Source organism: Bradyrhizobium tropiciagri (genome assembly GCF_018130505.1).
Lineage (GTDB): Bacteria > Pseudomonadota > Alphaproteobacteria > Rhizobiales > Xanthobacteraceae > Bradyrhizobium > Bradyrhizobium tropiciagri_B.
Genome location: NZ_JAFCKH010000024.1, coordinates 1 through 16,024 on the forward strand (window position 1 = coordinate 1; position 16,024 = coordinate 16,024).

Annotated in this window: 16 protein-coding genes; 8 read left to right on the top strand and 8 right to left on the bottom strand. The window is 63.7% G+C overall.

Annotated features, from left to right (window positions below):
* Positions 1 to 692 (bottom strand): acyl-CoA dehydrogenase family protein (locus tag JQ633_RS34880; protein ID WP_211990366.1); only part of this gene is annotated, 692 nt, incomplete at its 3' end.
* Between the two features lie 101 nt (positions 693 to 793).
* Between JQ633_RS34880 and JQ633_RS34885 the strand changes: the two genes are divergently transcribed.
* The 4 genes from JQ633_RS34885 (at position 794) to JQ633_RS34900 (ending at position 5,300) form a co-directional block, all read left to right on the top strand.
* Positions 794 to 1,711, top strand: coding sequence for a LysR family transcriptional regulator (locus JQ633_RS34885; protein ID WP_211990367.1), 918 nt, complete (start codon positions 794 to 796; stop codon positions 1,709 to 1,711).
* A gap of 118 nt (positions 1,712 to 1,829) precedes the next feature.
* A complete protein-coding gene (locus JQ633_RS34890) occupies positions 1,830 to 2,951 on the top strand; it encodes a hypothetical protein (protein WP_211990368.1) in 1,122 nt (373 codons plus the stop codon).
* 21 nt (positions 2,952 to 2,972) lie between these two features.
* Positions 2,973 to 3,524: a UGSC family (seleno)protein gene (locus JQ633_RS34895; RefSeq protein ID WP_211990369.1), complete on the top strand. Its 552-nt coding sequence runs from the start codon at positions 2,973 to 2,975 to the stop codon at positions 3,522 to 3,524.
* Between the two features lie 117 nt (positions 3,525 to 3,641).
* Positions 3,642 to 5,300, top strand: a complete 1,659-nt coding sequence (locus JQ633_RS34900) for a thiamine pyrophosphate-binding protein (protein ID WP_211990370.1) — start codon at positions 3,642 to 3,644, stop codon at positions 5,298 to 5,300.
* A 179-nt stretch (positions 5,301 to 5,479) separates the two neighbouring features.
* Here JQ633_RS34900 and JQ633_RS34905 read toward each other — a convergent pair whose 3' ends face one another.
* The 6 genes from JQ633_RS34905 to JQ633_RS35640 all read right to left on the bottom strand — a co-directional run bounded on the left by JQ633_RS34905 (position 5,480) and on the right by JQ633_RS35640 (position 11,404).
* Positions 5,480 to 7,120: a thiamine pyrophosphate-binding protein gene (locus JQ633_RS34905; RefSeq protein ID WP_349631677.1), complete on the bottom strand. Its 1,641-nt coding sequence runs from the start codon at positions 7,118 to 7,120 to the stop codon at positions 5,480 to 5,482.
* 67 nt (positions 7,121 to 7,187) lie between these two features.
* Complete coding sequence (locus JQ633_RS34910; RefSeq protein WP_211990371.1) at positions 7,188 to 8,468, bottom strand: TRAP transporter large permease; 1,281 nt, start codon at positions 8,466 to 8,468, stop codon at positions 7,188 to 7,190.
* Positions 8,468 to 9,058, bottom strand: coding sequence for a TRAP transporter small permease (locus JQ633_RS34915; RefSeq protein WP_211990372.1), 591 nt, complete (start codon positions 9,056 to 9,058; stop codon positions 8,468 to 8,470). The genes JQ633_RS34910 and JQ633_RS34915 overlap by 1 nt, the downstream gene beginning before the upstream one ends.
* Entirely contained in the window at positions 9,048 to 10,073 is a 1,026-nt protein-coding gene (dctP, locus tag JQ633_RS34920; protein WP_211990373.1) for a TRAP transporter substrate-binding protein DctP, read from the bottom strand. Before dctP ends, JQ633_RS34915 begins: the two co-directional genes overlap by 11 nt.
* A gap of 57 nt (positions 10,074 to 10,130) precedes the next feature.
* Complete coding sequence (locus tag JQ633_RS34925; RefSeq protein WP_211990374.1) at positions 10,131 to 11,195, bottom strand: CaiB/BaiF CoA transferase family protein; 1,065 nt, start codon at positions 11,193 to 11,195, stop codon at positions 10,131 to 10,133.
* Positions 11,147 to 11,404: a CoA transferase gene (locus tag JQ633_RS35640; RefSeq protein ID WP_211990375.1), complete on the bottom strand. Its 258-nt coding sequence runs from the start codon at positions 11,402 to 11,404 to the stop codon at positions 11,147 to 11,149. The genes JQ633_RS34925 and JQ633_RS35640 overlap by 49 nt, the downstream gene beginning before the upstream one ends.
* An 83-nt stretch (positions 11,405 to 11,487) precedes the next feature.
* On the opposite strand from JQ633_RS35640, the gene JQ633_RS34935 reads away from it, so the two are divergent.
* On the top strand, positions 11,488 to 12,480 hold the full coding sequence (locus tag JQ633_RS34935; RefSeq protein ID WP_211990376.1) for a LysR substrate-binding domain-containing protein: 993 nt from the start codon (positions 11,488 to 11,490) through the stop codon (positions 12,478 to 12,480).
* On the opposite strand, the gene JQ633_RS34940 is transcribed toward JQ633_RS34935, so the two are convergent.
* Positions 12,477 to 13,727, bottom strand: coding sequence for a CaiB/BaiF CoA transferase family protein (locus JQ633_RS34940; protein ID WP_211990377.1), 1,251 nt, complete (start codon positions 13,725 to 13,727; stop codon positions 12,477 to 12,479). The genes JQ633_RS34935 and JQ633_RS34940 overlap by 4 nt on opposite strands.
* Before the next feature lie 218 nt (positions 13,728 to 13,945).
* On the opposite strand from JQ633_RS34940, the gene JQ633_RS34945 reads away from it, so the two are divergent.
* The 3 genes from JQ633_RS34945 to JQ633_RS34955 form a co-directional block, all read left to right on the top strand.
* A complete protein-coding gene (locus JQ633_RS34945; RefSeq protein ID WP_211990378.1) occupies positions 13,946 to 14,668 on the top strand; it encodes a glutathione S-transferase family protein in 723 nt (240 codons plus the stop codon).
* Between the two features lie 17 nt (positions 14,669 to 14,685).
* Complete coding sequence (locus JQ633_RS34950) at positions 14,686 to 15,321, top strand: 2-hydroxychromene-2-carboxylate isomerase (RefSeq protein ID WP_211990379.1); 636 nt, start codon at positions 14,686 to 14,688, stop codon at positions 15,319 to 15,321.
* Positions 15,321 to 16,024, top strand: a 704-nt coding sequence (locus JQ633_RS34955; RefSeq protein ID WP_211990380.1) for an acyl-CoA dehydrogenase family protein, incomplete at its 3' end; no start/stop codon positions are given. The genes JQ633_RS34950 and JQ633_RS34955, both read left to right, overlap by 1 nt.

Genomic DNA, 16,024 nt, shown 5'->3' on the forward strand with positions numbered 1-16,024 from the left:
GTGATCGAGGCGCGGAGCGACAGCTTGCCCTTGATCTTTGGCGCAGACAGACCCGTCATCCCCTTTTCGAGGACGAAACCGCGGATCTGGTTGTCGTGCGCGGCCGACTTCGCCCAGACGACGAACACGTCGGCGATGGGCGAGTTGGAAATCCACATCTTCGATCCGGTCAGCCGGTAGCCGTCGGCGACCTTCTCGGCGCGCGTCTTCATGCCGCCGGGATCGGATCCGGCGTCCGGCTCCGTCAGGCCGAAGCAGCCGACCCACTCGCCGCTGGCGAGCTTCGGCAGGTAGCGCTTGCGCTGGGCGTCGTCGCCGTAGGCGTAGATCGGATACATCACCAGCGAGGACTGCACGCTGTTCATCGAGCGGTAGCCGGAGTCGACGCGCTCGATCTCGCGAGCGACCAGACCGTAGGAGACGTAGCCGGCGTCGGCGCAGCCGTACTCTTCGGGGAAGGTCACGCCGATCAGGCCGAGGGCGCCCATCTCGCGGAAGATCTCACGATCGGTCTCCTCGTTCAGGTAGGCCTCGGTGACGCGCGGCAGCAGCTTGTCCCGGGCGTACTCCCGGGCCGTGTCGCGGATCATCCGTTGGTCTTCGGTCAACTGCTGGTCGAGCAGGAACGGGTCGTCCCACGCGAATGCGGGATGTTGCGTCGTTGCACGCGGCGCTCGTTCCGTCTGGCCCATCTGTCGCTCCGGTTTGCGGTGGCGCGACGGTCGGACGGAAGGGGTGGTTATATCAAGGAGTTTCTGATATCATTGATAATTGCAAAATCGGTATAAATGATATGAACACCTCAGGATTGCCTGATCTTACCTCCCGCCAGCTTGAGACGGTCCTCGCGCTCGCGGAGTACGGCAGCTTCATCGCCGCCGCCGCGCTGCTGAAGACGTCGCAACCCGCGGTCACGCGCACCGTCAAGCACGTCGAAGATGTCCTCGGGGTGAAGCTGTTCGACCGCAGTACGCGGTCCGTGCAGATCACCGCGGCCGGAAAAGAATTCGTCGGCGTCGCCGGGCGCATGCTCAACGACCTGAAGATCACCATCCGCAGCATGCGCGAACTCGCGGACCAGCGGCGCGGCCAGATCATCGTGTCGAGCATCATGTCGGTCGCGAACGGCAAACTGCCGGGCCTAGTCTCGGAATATCGCACAGCCTATCCCGGCATCGAATTGCACGTGCGCGACGGCGTGCACGGCACCGTCATCGAGGACGTCCGCAGCGGCGCCGCCGACTTCGGCATCACCTATCTCGACGACCTGCCCGATCCGTTTCAATCCACGCTTCTCGGCAAAGAGGAGTTCACGGTCGTGCTTCCGCGCGATCACGCGTTGGCCAAGAAGAAGGCGCTGACGTTATCGGACCTGAAGGAAGTGCCGCTCGTCTCCTTGCCCAGCGACTCCCGGACCCGGCGCGTCATCGACAGCGCGGCCGCTTCGCTCGGCCTGAATCTGAACCACGTCGTCACCGTCTCGCAGTTCGCGACGATGCTGGGGTTCGTCCGCGCCGGCATCGGTGTGGGGATCGCTCCGCACAGCGGCGTCGCCAGTTTTCTCGGCAAGGAATTGAGCGAGGTACCGATCAAAGGCAGGCCGCTGCCACGCGAGCTCGGCCTGATCACCTTGAAAGAACGCGACGCGTCCCCGGCGGCGTCCGGACTGATGTCGCTGCTGCGGACGAACTGGAACAAGTCGCCCCGGTAGCCGGGCCCGCGCATGCCACTTATACGTATTCTGTATCAATCCCGGCTATCAGGATTTCCTTGGCATATAATGGATTGGGCATAGGGTGCCTCCGGGTTGAAACAGCCGGAGGCACACAATGGCACTCGAGACAATGGAACAGGTCGGTGCGACCGCGATCGAGCGGGTCCCGACGAATACGGATCTCATCGAACTCTACTACGAACGCGGATGGTCTGACGGCCTCCCCGTCGTTCCGCCGACCCAGGATAAGATCGACGCAATCGTGGCCGCGCTCGGCGGCGACCCTCAGTTCGTCGAATGCAAGGTCGCGCCGCGCTGGGGCGCACTGACCCGCGAAATCCTCGCCATCAACATGATCATGGCCGGCTGCCGTCCGGAATACGCGCCGATCGTCCGCGCCGCCATGCACGCGCTCACCGACCGCGCCTTCAATCTCAACGGCGTCCAGGCGACCACGCACGTCGCTTCCCCTCTCATCGTCGTCAACGGCCCGCTCGCCGCGGAAGTCGGCATGAACGGCGGCCCGAACGCCTTCGGGTCCGGTAATCGCGCCAATGCCACCATCGGCCGCGCCGTGCGGCTGATCATGCTGAACGTCGGCGGTGGCTGGCCGCCGGATTTCGACAAGAGCACGCTTGGCCACCCAGGCAAGTACAGCTACTGCGTCGCAGAGAACGAGCTCGACAGCCCCTTCGCTCCGTACCACGTCGAACACGGCTACAGCGCCATGGACTCGACCGTGTTCGCGATCGCGGCCGAGGCGCCCCACAGCGTCACGGACCACCAGTGCAACGATCCCGAGGGTATCCTCGACACGATGTGTTCGGCGATGAGCACCATCGCCTCGAACTCCGCCGTCCTGGGCGGGCACTGCACCGTCGTTCTCGGTATCGAGCATGCGAAGACCATCGCGAAGGCCGGCTGGACCCGCTCCGACATCCGTCATTACCTCTGGATGAATTCGGGCAACGCGTTCCGTCTGATCTCGCGCGACCACCGCTACGGCCAGGTCTACAACCGCAACCTGCCGAAGTGGCTCAAACGCGATCCCGACACCCGCATTCCGATCGTACCGTCCGCCGACAACATCCATCTCTTCATCATGGGCGGGCACGCCGGCCGCTTCTCGGCCTTCATTCCGGGCTGGGGTCACATGAGCACGCCGGTGCTCAAGCCGATCGACGCCTCGGCCGGTCCGGCCGACGACGGATGTGCCGACGGCGCTTGCGCGCTCTAACGAAAGCAGGAGGAAACTCACATGTTGATGAAGGTAAATGACGCGAACTCGGTGGCCGTTTTCGATCCGCGCGGCGTCGTCGAATCGGCGAACACTCCGATCGCCGCCCGCCCGAAGAGTCTTGATGGCCTACGCCTGGCGATCCTCGACAATTCGAAGTGGAACGCCAACAAGGTCCTGCGAGCTTCCACCGCGGCCCTCGAGAAGAGCATCAAGTTCGGCAAAGTTAACTACTACGTGAAGGGCTCCTTCTCGAAGGACGCCGAACCCGAACTGATCGCCGAGATCGCTGCGAACAACGACCTGGTCCTGACCGCGATCGGCGACTGCGGATCCTGCTGCTCCTGCTGCATCCGCGACTCGGTCGCGCTCGAGAAGCTCGGTCTTCCGTCCGCGGCGATCATCACCACGGAATTCGAAAAGGAGACCGTGCTCACCCGGACCGCGATCGGTATGGAAGGACTGATCCCGGTGGTCATCGACCACCCGGTCTCGTCGATCACCCAAGCCGAAGTCGAAGCCCGCGCCGCCATGGTCGCCTCGCAGGCTCCGAAAGTCTGGCTCGGCAAGTAGCCGACCCTTTCCTCCCGGACTTGGGCCCCGGCCTCGAAAGAGCCGGGGCTCTTTTTTCGCGCACGGCTCAACGGCACTCCGCCCGCCGGCGCGAGCCTAGAACAAAGAAGATATCGGATGACGCGCATCACCGGACGATCGGCTTTCCTGGCCATTTTGAAGGACGAAGGAATCACGCACCTTTTCGGCAATCCCGGTACGACCGAACTGCCGATCATGCACGCGCTGAGGGACCATCCGGAGATCGAGTTCGTCATGGCGATGCAGGAAAGCCTGGTGGTCGCGATGGCGGACGGGTTCAGCCGCGCGTCCGGGCGGCTGGTCGCCTGCAACGTTCACGTCGCGCCCGGCTTGGGCAACGCGATGGGTTCGCTCTTCAACGCGCAGTTCACCGGTACGCCGATGATCCTGACGGCCGGCCAGCAGGAACAGGGTCACGGCCTCATGGAGCCCCTCCTCTACGGACCGCTCGTCCGGATGGCCGAGCCTTTCGTGAAGTGGGCCGTGGAAGTCACGCGCCTTGAGGACCTGCCTCGCATCATGCGGCGCGCGGCAAAGACCGCCATGACGCCGCCGACTGGACCGGTCTTCATCTCCCTGCCGGGCGACATCCTCAACGCCGAAGCCGACATCGACCTTGGTCGCAGCACCCGCATCGACGCTCGCGCCGCGCCTTCACGGGAGGCCATCGCGAGGCTAGCGGAACGTATCTTATCGGCCGACAGACCCGCCATCGTCGTAGGCGATGAGGTCGTGAAGAGCGACGCGCTCGAGGAAGCTGCAGCGTTCGCTTCGGCGGTCGGGTGTCCGGTCTACCAACAGACCATCGCCTACGGCGCGCACTTCCTATCCGAGCACCCATGCTTCATGGGTGCGCTGCCGCGCGACCAGCGCCAGACCAGTAAGATCCTCGGCGCCTATGATCTGCTGATCGTGCTCGGATCGGACCCCGTCCGCATGTCCGTCTACAGCGAGCACGATCCACTACCGGCCGGCATCGCGATCGTTCAGATCGGCCTCGTCGACCACGATATCGGCAAAAATTTCCCCGTCGAGGTCGCACTCAAGGCCGACGTCAAGGAGACCTTGCGTGCGCTCGTTGCCACCCTGGCGGCGGCAGACGTGCCCACCCTTGCGAAGCAAGCATCGGCAAGCATTGCAGACATCAAGTCGACGAACTGGTCGGCCAACCGCGCAAGGCTGGTCCGGGAAATCACGCAGCGCAGTCGGTCGGTCCCAATTGATCCGGATTGGGCAGCTCTCCAGGTCGTGAATGCTTTACCTCCAGATGCGATCCTCATAGACGAAGGCCTGACGTCGTCCCGCTACATGTCGGCTCTGAAGACGCACCGCGACAGGTACGGCTACCATCAGATGGCGTCCGGGGGGATCGGTTGGGGGCTACCGGCGTCCGTCGGCGCAAGCCTAGCGAACCCGCGACGCCCGGTCGTCTGCTACTCGGGCGACGGAAGCGCAATGTACTCAATCCAGTCGCTGTGGACAGCGGCGCATCACCGCCTGCCGATCACCTTCGTCCTTCTCAACAACGGCGGCTACCGGATCATCAAGCAGCGGCTTCAAGCCTTCCACGGGACAAACCACTTTGTCGGCATGGACTTTCGCGATCCGTCCGTCGACTTCACTGGCGTTGCGCGGTCGCTTGGTATGACCGCCACTCGGGTCAACAACGGCGACGAGCTTCGGGAGACTCTATCGGCGGCGATCGAGCGGCGCGCACCGGAACTGATCGAAGTCATTGTGGATGGTGCAGTCTAGGCAGTCACCTCGCTCCCTTCGCCCGCACCGTTGCCGAGCAAACTCAATCCAGGAGCGTACACCGGCCAGTTTGTATGGCTCGGCGAAATACCTATTTCGGCTATCAGCGCGGTCAATCGGCAGAGTTGACGCTTTCTATGAGCTGTAAAGGCCATCGCTTACTGCATCACCGATAGCGTTCAAGTTGCTAGTCGTATTGTCGGAGCGGCGACGCTTTCGATCATGACGTTGATGAGCGCCGGCTTCCGACTTGCCAGCGCGCGCTCGATTGCATTAGGAAGATCAACAATCCGATCGACCAACTCCCCGTGCCCTCCAAGCGCTTGGACGACGAGGTCGTACCGGGCAGGAGTGAGGTCCATATTGTGCACTCGGTTCGGCCCGTACGATCTAAATTGAATCTGACTTTCCGCATTCCAGCAACCATCGTTTCCGACTATGGCCACGAACGGCAGCCGGCAACGAACGGCCGTCTCAAACTCAGCAAGATGGAAGCCCAGGCTGCCGTCGCCGATCACCGCGAAAACCGGCGCCTTCGGCTCGGCGTAACGCGCCGCTAGGGCTAAAGAGAGCGAACTGCCGATCGCTCCGGAGACGCCGTTCACGAGACGGCGTTTCGACGGTAACATGCTCTGTGCCCACTGCCCGATCTCCCCGCCGTCGGATACCAGGACCGAGCGTTCGTCGCGCTCGATGTAGGTCCGCAGCACGCGAAGCACCTCGGCAGGGTGAAGGCGTCCTTCAACTGAGGAGGCAATCGAAGCCCATTCTGGCGGCCGGTCGTCCAGCGCAGCGCGCGCCTGCTTCAACCAGTCGGGACTTCGGCGTTTCGCGTTCGAGGCCCGGACGAGCAGCGTCTTCGCCGCGATCTTGGTATCGGCGACGCAGCCCATCAAAAGACGGGCTCCCACCTCGTTCATCGCACGCCCGATTATCGCCGGGTCTGGATCGATGGCAACAACCCGAACGTCTGGACGATAGGCCGGCTCCGCGGCCCATTTCGTGGTGAAATCCAACGCCTTTCCGAGGAGCACGACGAGGTCGACAGTGCCCAGAAGATCCGAGAAGGCGCCCAGCCCTGAATCCGCTGCGCCCCGCGGGCTCTCGAGGATCACCGTTGGCGCATTGATGACGAGTTCGACTTCCTTGAGTAGCGCGCGCCCTTCCACGTTCGAAAGCGCCGGCGGCGCGAAGATGATCGGCCGTTCGGCGGAGGCTATCGCCGCGAGGATGCCGTCCGCGACCTCAGCCGCGATGCCCTGCCCTTCTGACTTTCCGCGCTCATCCGGCCAGGCTACCTCGTCCGTGGCGACCGTCTCGTCGAGCAGATCCGACGGCAGGCTGACGTGGACGGGTCCGGGTCGCCCTTCCCGCGCGAGCCGGAAGGCTTCGCCGATATCCTTTCCAAGCGACGCGGTCGATTTCGCCGTCCAGGACGCCTTCGTCACGGGCTTGGCCATGTCCGCCTGCCGGATTTCCTGGAATCCGCCACGCCCTAGTTCCCACGTCGCAGCGTGTCCCGAAAGGAGCACCATCGGAGACTCGGCCGCTTGGGCCGCGAACAGCGCTCCGAGCGCGTTCACGTGACCCGGTCCTCCCGTCACCATCGCGACGCCGGGCTCTCCGGTGATGCGTCCCCACCCGTCGGCCATGTGCACTGCGGCGGCCTCGTGCCTCACATGCGTGAGTTGGATCTTGGTGTCGATGACCGCATCGAAGATCGACATGATGTGGTTGCCGGACAGCGTAAAGATTCGTTCGCACCCGAGCTGCTCGAGCGACCTGGCGACGATATCGGCTCCGCGCAGTTTGTTGAACACTTGGCGTTTCTCCGCTCTGCTTTCGATGATGGGCGGCAGGTCCTGCCGTGATCGGACCGTCGAGTTCTCAGCCGCCGAAGACGTAGTCGGGCAAGAACATCGTCAAAGACGGAACGTAGGTGATGATGCCGAGCACGATGAGGAGAAGGATCAGGAACGGCAATATACCCCTGATCACCTCGCCGATCGGCGCGTTCGAGATCGTGGCGAGAACGAACAGGTTAAGCCCGACCGGAGGATGGATCAGCCCGATCTCCATGTTGTGCGTGAAGATGATCGCGAAATGGATCGGATCCACGCCGAGCGGCTTCAACACCGGCGCCAGCACCGGAAGGATGAGCAGCAGCGTCGCCATCACCTCGAGAAAGCATCCGAGCACGAGCAGCAAGATGTTGATCGCGAGCAGGAACTCCCAGGTCGACAGTCCGTGGGCGAGTGTGAACTTAACGAGCCTGTCGGGAAGGCCCGATTCCGCCACCCAATGGCCGAACGCCAGCGCGGCGGCGACGATGAGCATGATCGCCGCCGCGCTGCGCATCGCATCCGCCACGACATCGAGCGTCTGCTGCCATCGGAAACCGCGGTAGTAAAACAACGACACGACCATGGCCGCGACGGCCGACAGGGCGGCCGCCTCGGTGACGGTGACCAGCCCGCCGTAGATTCCGACGACGACGATCACGGGCACCAGCAGGGCCGGCAAGGCATGAATCGTCATCCGCACGCGGTCGCCGAACGGCAGTGCAGGCTCGACGGGAAAATTGCGGCGCCTGGCGTCGTACATGACCCACAGGATGAAGGCGGCCGCCTGCAGCAGGCCCGGCAGGATTCCGGCGACGAACAGGCGGGGTACCGATTGGTCCGCGACGATCCCGTACAGGATCAGCGCCAGGCTCGGCGGGACGACGATCCCGATCGTCCCGGACGCGCCGATGACGCCGAGCGCGAACGACCGCGGATAGCCGCGCTCGATCATGGCGGGTAGCAGTATCGTTCCCATCGCCAAGGCGGTGGCGACGCTGGACCCGCAGATCGCGGCGAACAGCGTGCAGGACACGACCGTGACGATGCCGAGCGATCCGCGGAATCCCCCGAGCCAGGCGACCGCAAGGTCGACCAGAGCCTGCGCGACACCACCCACCCGCATGAAGGTCGCGGCCATCACGAACAACGGCAGAGACATCAGGGTCGGCGAGTTCAAGTGATCCACGATGAGTTGGGCGGTGCCGATCAGCGGCTGCGACGAGATCGCGAACAGGGCGGCCGCGCAGATGCCAAGCACCAGGAAGATCGGAAGGCCAGAAGCCAGCAGCCCGAAGAACGCGGTGAAGAATACGGCTACGGGCATCAGGTTCGGACCGTCTGAATGTCGGCTTCGTCGGCGAGCAAGGTCGCTTCGTGCTGCGGAATGTGTCCGGCGGTCACGAGCGATCCGTCGTAGAAGAACAGGAGCGCGACCAATCGCGCGAAATACCTGGCCGACATCAAAGCCCCGGCCGTCGGCAGCGCGGCGTAGTAGACCCACATCGGAAACTGCAGCACGCTGGAGCTTCGCTCGTCCAGCAACAGCGAGGTGTCGACCACCTGCCAGCCGTACCAGCAGAGACCAACCAGAAAGAAGATTGCAACCACGCAGTTGAATATCTCGAGGATCCGCTGCGTCGCCGGCGACAACAGGCGCAGCACCAGATCTGACCGCACGTGACCGTTGCGCCGGACCAATTGGCTCGACGTGATCATCACCGCCCAGACGAGCAAATAGACGATGACCTCCTCTGCGTAGGAGATCGCCTGATGCGGCATGACGTAACGGCCGATGACCTGGACGAGGCCGAACGCCAGCGCGGCGAGCCCCAGCAGGCCGACGATCGTCTGTTCGATCCTGGTGCACCAGCGATCCATGCCGGCGAGCACGCCTTCGGCCGGTTCACTTGCCATCGATGTCCGCCATCACGAGCTTGAGGAAGTCCGGCGAGATCCTGAGGTCCTTGGCGACCTGGTCTTCGTGCGCCGCCATCTTGGCTCGGGCCGCATCGTTCTCGGCGGCGGTCGGCGTGACGATCGAGACGCCGTTCCTGGAGAGCGTTTCGTGCGCCGCGGTCTGGGCGGCGGCCATGTCGGCGCGGTACTTCGCGATCTTTTCCACCCATACCGTCTTGAACAGTTGGCGATCCGCGTCGGTCAGCTTCTCAGCGAACGCGTTGCTAAGGACGGGGACGTAGACGCCGAGAAACTGGTGGTCTTCGAGGGCGTAGCGGATGCCCGCGTCCCAGAGCTTCATGCTGGCGACCGTCTCGTTGGTCGTCGAGATCCCGTCGAAAGTGCCCTGCGACAGGGCCAGCGGGACGTTCGGCAGCGCCGTCGTGTTTGGGATCGCTCCGACGAACTTCGCTCGCCAGGCCTGGCCGACACCGCCCGAGTTGCGGATCTTGGCCCCGTTCAGGGACTCGAGGGAGGTCAGCGGCAACTTGGTCGTGTACCAATTGAAGAAGCCGAGATCCAACCAACCGCCGATGACCTCCGACCTGATACGCTTGGCGATCTGCTTGTTGAGGTTCTGGCCCGACTTGCCGTCGATCGCGCGGTGGATTACGTCGATGTCGCGCCCGTATAGCATCGGAAGATTGAGGAAGTCGGCGTCGGGCATCACGGTCGTGAGTACCCACGTGCCGGGCGCAGCCATCTCGACCTGCCCCTGGACCAGCGCCTTCACGACGTCCGCGTCGTTGTACAACTGAGCGCTATGGAAAACCTCGCCCTTGATGCGGCCATCGGAGCGGGTTTCGATGGTCTTGAGGAAGTCGGTGATCGCCCTCGTCCGGGAATGATTGAGAGGGGAATCCAACGAGCATCGGAGGCGCAGCGGCTCGGCGGCGCCGGCGCACCGTACGAACGGAGCCGAGACTGCGGACGCGGCTACGGCAGCTGCGAAAGTCCTTCGCGTGATCATCATGTCGTTTCCTCTTCCTCTTTTTTTGCTTTGGTATACTTCGCAGCGCCGAGCCCCGAGCTAGACGACGCCGCCTTCGCTCAGCGACGCGACCTCTTCCTTCGACAGCTTGAGCAGGTTTTCGTAGATTTCGGCGTTGTGCTCGCGCGGCATCGGCACTCGCGGATCGTGGACCGCTTCGGCGTCGCTGAACTTCAGCGGAAAGCCCGCGGCGAGCGGTCCGGCGGTGGCCGGCAGATGCGGATTGCGGACGGGCTGCAGCATGTCGCGGACACGCAACTGATCCCAGGCGACGACGTCGTCGATCGTCCGGATCGGGCCGCAGGTGATGTCGGCCTCGTCCAACAGCACGATGATCCTTTCGATAGGCATGGACGCCGCCCACTTGGCGACCACGGCATCGACCTTCTCGTTGTTCTCGATGCGCCAACCCGGGTTCATGAACTCCGGCGACCCCAGAAGGTCCTCGCGCCCCATGATGTGCAGGAGCTTGGTCCAGTCCGCCGTCGTGCCGGCGCCGAGCGCGACCGCGCCGTCGAGCGCCTGATAGGTGTTGAACGGCGAGAACCTCGCGATCCGATTGCCCTGCCGGTGGGCGAGCCCCAGGTCGCCGTAGCATTCGAAAGGCTCGTCGAAGATCAGCGAAAGCAAACAATCTGCCATGGAGACGTCGATGAACTGGCCGAGGCCCGTTTCGTGCCTCTGGTAGAGCGCGCCGAGGATTCCCGCCATCGCGAATGTGCCCGCGATCCCGTCCGACAGCGAGGCTCCGGTCTTGCTCGGCTGACCGGCGGGGTCGCCGGTGATGCTCATCATCCCCGTTGCGGCCTGCACCATCAGGTCGAAGGCCTTGCGGTGCCGCTCGGGGCCGGTCGCGCCGTAGCCCGTGATCGAGCAATAGATCAGCCGCGGGTTGACGGCGCGCAGCGTCTCGTAGTCGATCTTCAGCCTAGCCGTGACGCCTACCTTGAAGTTCTCGACGAGCACGTCCGCCTCGCGGACGAGCTTCAGCAGGACCTCATGCCCTTCCGGCTGCTTCAGGTCGAGGCTGATCGACTTCTTGCCGCGCGTGCGCTTCAGATACGCGATGCCAAGATCTTCGGACGTCTTGCGGTCGAAGGCCACGCCGCGGGTCCGAAATACGGAGGCGCGGTTAAGGTCGGATCGCCGCCGCGAGGGTCATCGATCTTGATGACCTCGGCGCCCATGCCGGCGAGGAACAAGGTCGCCTGAGGCCCGGAAAGAAAGCGGCTGAGGTCGAGGACGCGGACGCCGCGAAGGATCGGCGGCCTGGCGCCTTCGGACGCGATGGAAGACGTTTTTTCCGTAATCACGGATCACCCTTGGTCGTAACTCCCTGCGTCTACATTCGCGAGGGGAGTATCCGGCGTCCAATACACATTAGGTCCCGTTCGATATGCTCTACGACCGAATTGTCTGCTACTCTGTCGATATGAATATCGAATTGAGGCACCTCCGATACTTCGTGGCGGTGGCCGAAGACCTGCATTTCGGCAAGGCTGCGAACAGGCTCGGTATCTCGCAGCCCCCGCTCAGTCAGCAGATCCTGGCGCTCGAGCGCGAGATCGGCGCACGCCTGTTCGAGCGCTCAAACCGGCGCGTCGAACTGACGAATGCGGGAGAGAACTTCCTGAAGGAAGCCAGGGAAGTGCTCGAACGGGTGGATGCGGCCGCGATACGCGCCGAACGGATCCACCGCGGCCAGCTCGGCGAAGTGAGGGTGGGGTTCTTCGGATCCGCCCCGTTCGTGGAGGGCTTCCAGAAGCTCGTCTTCGACTTCCGCGCGGAGCATCCGGACGTCGACCTGATCCTCGAGGAGATGCCGACCTATCAGCAGGTCGACGCGATCCTGGACGGGCGCCTCGACCTGGGCTTCGTCCGGCCGCTGCAGCCCAAGCCGGAGTCGATCCAGTCCGTCGAGATCTCGCGCGAAAAGTTAATGGCCGTGATGAGGACGGACCACCCGTTGGCAAGCAAGCCGGGCGATCTCTCGGTGGCGGACCTCGCCGAAGAGCCGATGGTGCTCTACGCCAGTTCGATCGGCAGCGGGCTGTACCAGAAGATCGTCGACCTGTGCCGCGACTCCGGCTTCGCGCCGAACGTCGCGCAGGCGGCGAATGCGACGCCGACGATGATGGGTCTCGTCGCAGCGGGCATGGGCATCTCGATCCTGCCGGAGTCCCTCAAGCGCCTTCCGCTGGAAGGCCTGAAGTTCGTGCCGCTGCGCGAGCCGAAGGCGCAGACCGCGGTCTGGCTCGCCAAGCGATGGGACGACCGTTCGTCGCTCGTGCGGCACCTGTTTCAGCAGGCGTCGCGCCTCAAGGCCAATGCCGGCGTGGAGCCCGTCGGAGAAGCGGAAAGGAAGAAGCGGTCGCGGAAGGCGCGTTAGCCGAGCGCGCGGTCGCGCACGAAAACCTTCTTGTCGTGGAGGTCGGCGATCTCCTCCTCGCTCAGACCGCATTCGCGCAGAACGTCCGCGTTGTGCTCGCCGAGCCGTGCGGCCGAGAGGCGGGACGGCCCCTGCCATCCGGAGAAGCGCACCGGCATCCCCGGCACCTTGAATTCGCCCAGCATCGGATCGACCGCCGTGCGCACGGTGTTGCGCTGCTTCAGGTGATCGAGTTCGATGACGTCGTGCAGGTCGAGCACCGGCGCAACCGGGATTCGGTGCTTCTCGAGTCGCTTGAGGCATTCCTCGCGGGAGCCGACCGAAGCCAGCCAACCCTCGAGAATCTCCTTCAGCAGGTCGTTGTTCTTGCGCCTAGAGCTCGCGCTGGCGAAGCGCGGATCGTTGAGAAGCTCCGGCATCTCAAGGGCTCCCACCAGTTGCGGCCACTGGTGGGCCAAGGACATCAGCGTGATGTACTTGCCGTCGCCGCACTTGAAGATGCCGGTCGGTCCGCCGTCCGGATGCTGCGAACCCGTGCGTTGCTGGACGTATCCCTTTCCGAGTCTGGACACCCGGGGGATGCTCGCTTCGTGCATGTGGAAGTAGGTGTCGAGCAAGGTGCTCTCGACGAGTTGCCCCTCGCCGGTGCGCTCGCGATGGAAGAGCGCGGTGACGATCGCCAGGGCGGCGGACACGCCGGTCGAGACGTCGCCGATGGCCATCGTCACCATCGCGGGGCTGCCGTCCGCCTCTCCGATCATGCCGGTGACGCCCGCGTAGGCCTGGCCGATGTAGTCGTAGCCCGGCTTCTCGCTGAGGTCGCCGGTCTGGCCGGCGAAGGAGATCGAACACATCACGAGACGGGGATTGATCTTCTTCAGATCGTCGTAGGACATGCCGGCCCGGGCCATCACGCCGGGGCTGAAGTTCTCGACGAGGACGTCGGCCTTCGCGATCATGCCCTTGAGGATGTCGCGAGCGCGCTCGTTCTTGAAATCCAGCGCGATGCCGCGCTTGGAGTGATTGTGCTGGAAGAAGTAGGTACTGTGGGGCGCGGCGTTCTCCGGCGCGTCCTTCGCCTTGACGCCCTGCACGCGCGACCGGTCGCCGTAGGGAGCCAGTTCGACCTTGACGACGTCGGCTCCCATCTCGGCGAGGACGCGCGAGGCGGTGGGACCTGCGACGAACTGGGTGATGTCGATGACCTTGATGCCGGACAGCATCGGCAGTGTACCGCTCGTCGTCATCGTTTGGCGCTCCCGTTCGTTTGTTACGGAAGCCTACGGATATTTCGGGTCCGTCGCCCGGTCCAATACGGAAGGCAACTCGATTGAGACGCCACACGACTTGTCGGAGCGACGCCTCAGCAAGTCGTTTCACGACTGAATCGTGACTTTCATAGTCTTGGACGGCATAAATCCCGCTGCCTAACGTCTCGGACAACAAACGAACGCGGGAGGCTCAATTGATCAAGCTGTACTTCTGGCCGACCCCGAACGGCTACAAGATCTCGATCCTTCTCGAGGAACTCGGACTGCCCTACGACGTCCAGGCCGTGCACATCGGCAAGGGCGAGCAGTTCGCGGAAGACTTCCTCCGGGTCAGCCCGAATAACAAGATCCCGGCCATCGTCGATTCGGAGGGACCGGGCGGAAAGCCCTATGCGCTCTTCGAGTCGGCCGCCATCATGATGTACCTCGCGGAGAAGAGCGGCTTCAGCTACATGCCGGCCGAGATCGGCCCGCGCTACCAGGTGACCCAGTGGCTGGCCTTCCAGGCCGCGAGCATGGCGCCGGCGCTCGGACAGGCGCACCACTTCCGGGAATATTCCAAGGAAAAGATCCCCTACGCCATTGATCGATTCACCTTGGAAGCCGAGCGCCTCTACCGTGTCCTCGAACGCCGCCTTTCGGAGAACGAATTTCTCGCAGGCGACTATTCCATCGCCGATATGGCGACCTATCCTTGGCTCAGGTCCCACAAATTTCAGGGCCAGAACCTGGATGACTATCCAGCGATTCAGCGCTGGTACGGCTCGGTCCGCAAACGCCCCGCCGTGCAGCGCGGCCTGGCCGTACTGAAGGAGCGCTTCGAGAAGAACAAGAAACCGCCGCAGGGCGCCGCGTGGGACAACCTTTTCGGAAACAAGCAGTTCGGCCGGCCCTCGGGCGGCAGTTCGTCGCAATAACCAAACGGAGACAAGTCGTGTCAAAGACCATCGATTTCCATTGGGATCTGGGCAGCACCAACAGCTACTTCGCCCTGCATCTGATCAAGCCGATCGCGAAGAAGCACGGGGCGACGGTCGTGCCGCACCCGTTCAATCTCGGGTACGTCTTCAAGAAGCAGAACTACGTCCTCATGGAAGAGCCCAAGGTCAAGCTGCGTTCGCGGAAGATCGACCTGATGCGCTGGGCGAAGAAGTACGACCTACCGTTCCAGATGCCGAAGAAATTCCCGATGAAGACCAGCCCCGCCTTGCGCGGCGCGCTCGCAATGCGCCTTTTCGGCAAGGAGTGGGAATTCATGGAGAAGACCTTCGCCGCCTATTGGGAGCGCGGCGACGCGTCGGTCGGCGAACTCGCCGGCCTGAAGCCTATCGCCGCCGAACTCGGCGTGGATCCGGCGCAATTCGAGAAGCTCGTCGAGAGCGACGAGATCCGCGACGAGCTCATCGCCGAGACTGATCGCGGCCTCGAGCGCGGCGTGTTCGGCGTCCCGACCTTCTTCGTCGGCGAGGAGATGTTTTGGGGCAAGGACCGCATGGAGTTCATTGACGACGAACTCACCAGCCCCTCTCCCCCGCGCGTCCGCCGCGCTCCTGCCGCGGTGACCGGCTGATGAACAAGACCGTCAAGCAATCCGCCGCGGCCAGCTCTCACGCGCACACGTGGCCGCAGTTCGCGTGGGACGACCCGTTCCTGCTCGACCAGCAGTTGACCGAAGACCAACGGATGATCCGCGACACGGCCCGGGAGTACGCCCGGGACAAGCTGCTGCCGCGCGTCACCGAGGCCTACCTGAACGAGGAGACCGATCGTGAGATCTTCCGCGAGATGGGCGCCCTCGGCCTGATCGGCGTGACCTTCCCCGAAGAGTACGGCTGCGCCGACGCCGGCTACGTCTCCTACGGTCTGGTCGCTCGCGAGATCGAGCGCGTCGACTCCGGCTACCGCTCGATGAACAGCGTGCAGTCCTCGCTGGTGATGTATCCGATCTACGCCTACGGCGACGACGCCCAGCGCAAGCGCTACCTGCCGAAGCTCGCCACGGGCGAGTGGGTCGGCTGCTTCGGCCTGACAGAGCCGGACGCCGGATCCGATCCCGGCGGCATGAAGTCGCGGGCCGAGAAGGTCGCTGATGGCTACCGGCTGACCGGATCGAAGATGTGGATCTCCAACTCGCCCATCGCCGACGTGTTCGTCGTCTGGGCGAAGTCGACCGCCCACGACAACCAGATCCGAGGCTTCGTCCTCGAAAAGGGGATGACGGGTCTGTCTGCGCCAAAGATCAAGGGCAAGCTGTCGCTCCGCGCCTCGATCAC

Bases quoted from the DNA above. Each gene is read 5' to 3' on its own strand.
- JQ633_RS34895 (WP_211990369.1), top strand. From the start codon at position 2,973: ATGTTGATGAAGGTAAATGACGCGAACTCGGTGGCCGTTTTCGATCCG.
- JQ633_RS34935 (WP_211990376.1), top strand. From the start codon at position 11,488: ATGCTCTACGACCGAATTGTCTGCTACTCTGTCGATATGAATATCGAA.
- JQ633_RS34940 (WP_211990377.1), bottom strand. From the start codon at position 13,727: ATGACGACGAGCGGTACACTGCCGATGCTGTCCGGCATCAAGGTCATC.
- JQ633_RS34900 (WP_211990370.1), top strand. From the start codon at position 3,642: ATGACGCGCATCACCGGACGATCGGCTTTCCTGGCCATTTTGAAGGAC.
- dctP (WP_211990373.1), bottom strand. From the start codon at position 10,073: ATGATGATCACGCGAAGGACTTTCGCAGCTGCCGTAGCCGCGTCCGCA.
- JQ633_RS34915 (WP_211990372.1), bottom strand. From the start codon at position 9,058: ATGGCAAGTGAACCGGCCGAAGGCGTGCTCGCCGGCATGGATCGCTGG.
- JQ633_RS34890 (WP_211990368.1), top strand. From the start codon at position 1,830: ATGGCACTCGAGACAATGGAACAGGTCGGTGCGACCGCGATCGAGCGG.
- JQ633_RS34910 (WP_211990371.1), bottom strand. From the start codon at position 8,468: ATGCCCGTAGCCGTATTCTTCACCGCGTTCTTCGGGCTGCTGGCTTCT.
- JQ633_RS34885 (WP_211990367.1), top strand. From the start codon at position 794: ATGAACACCTCAGGATTGCCTGATCTTACCTCCCGCCAGCTTGAGACG.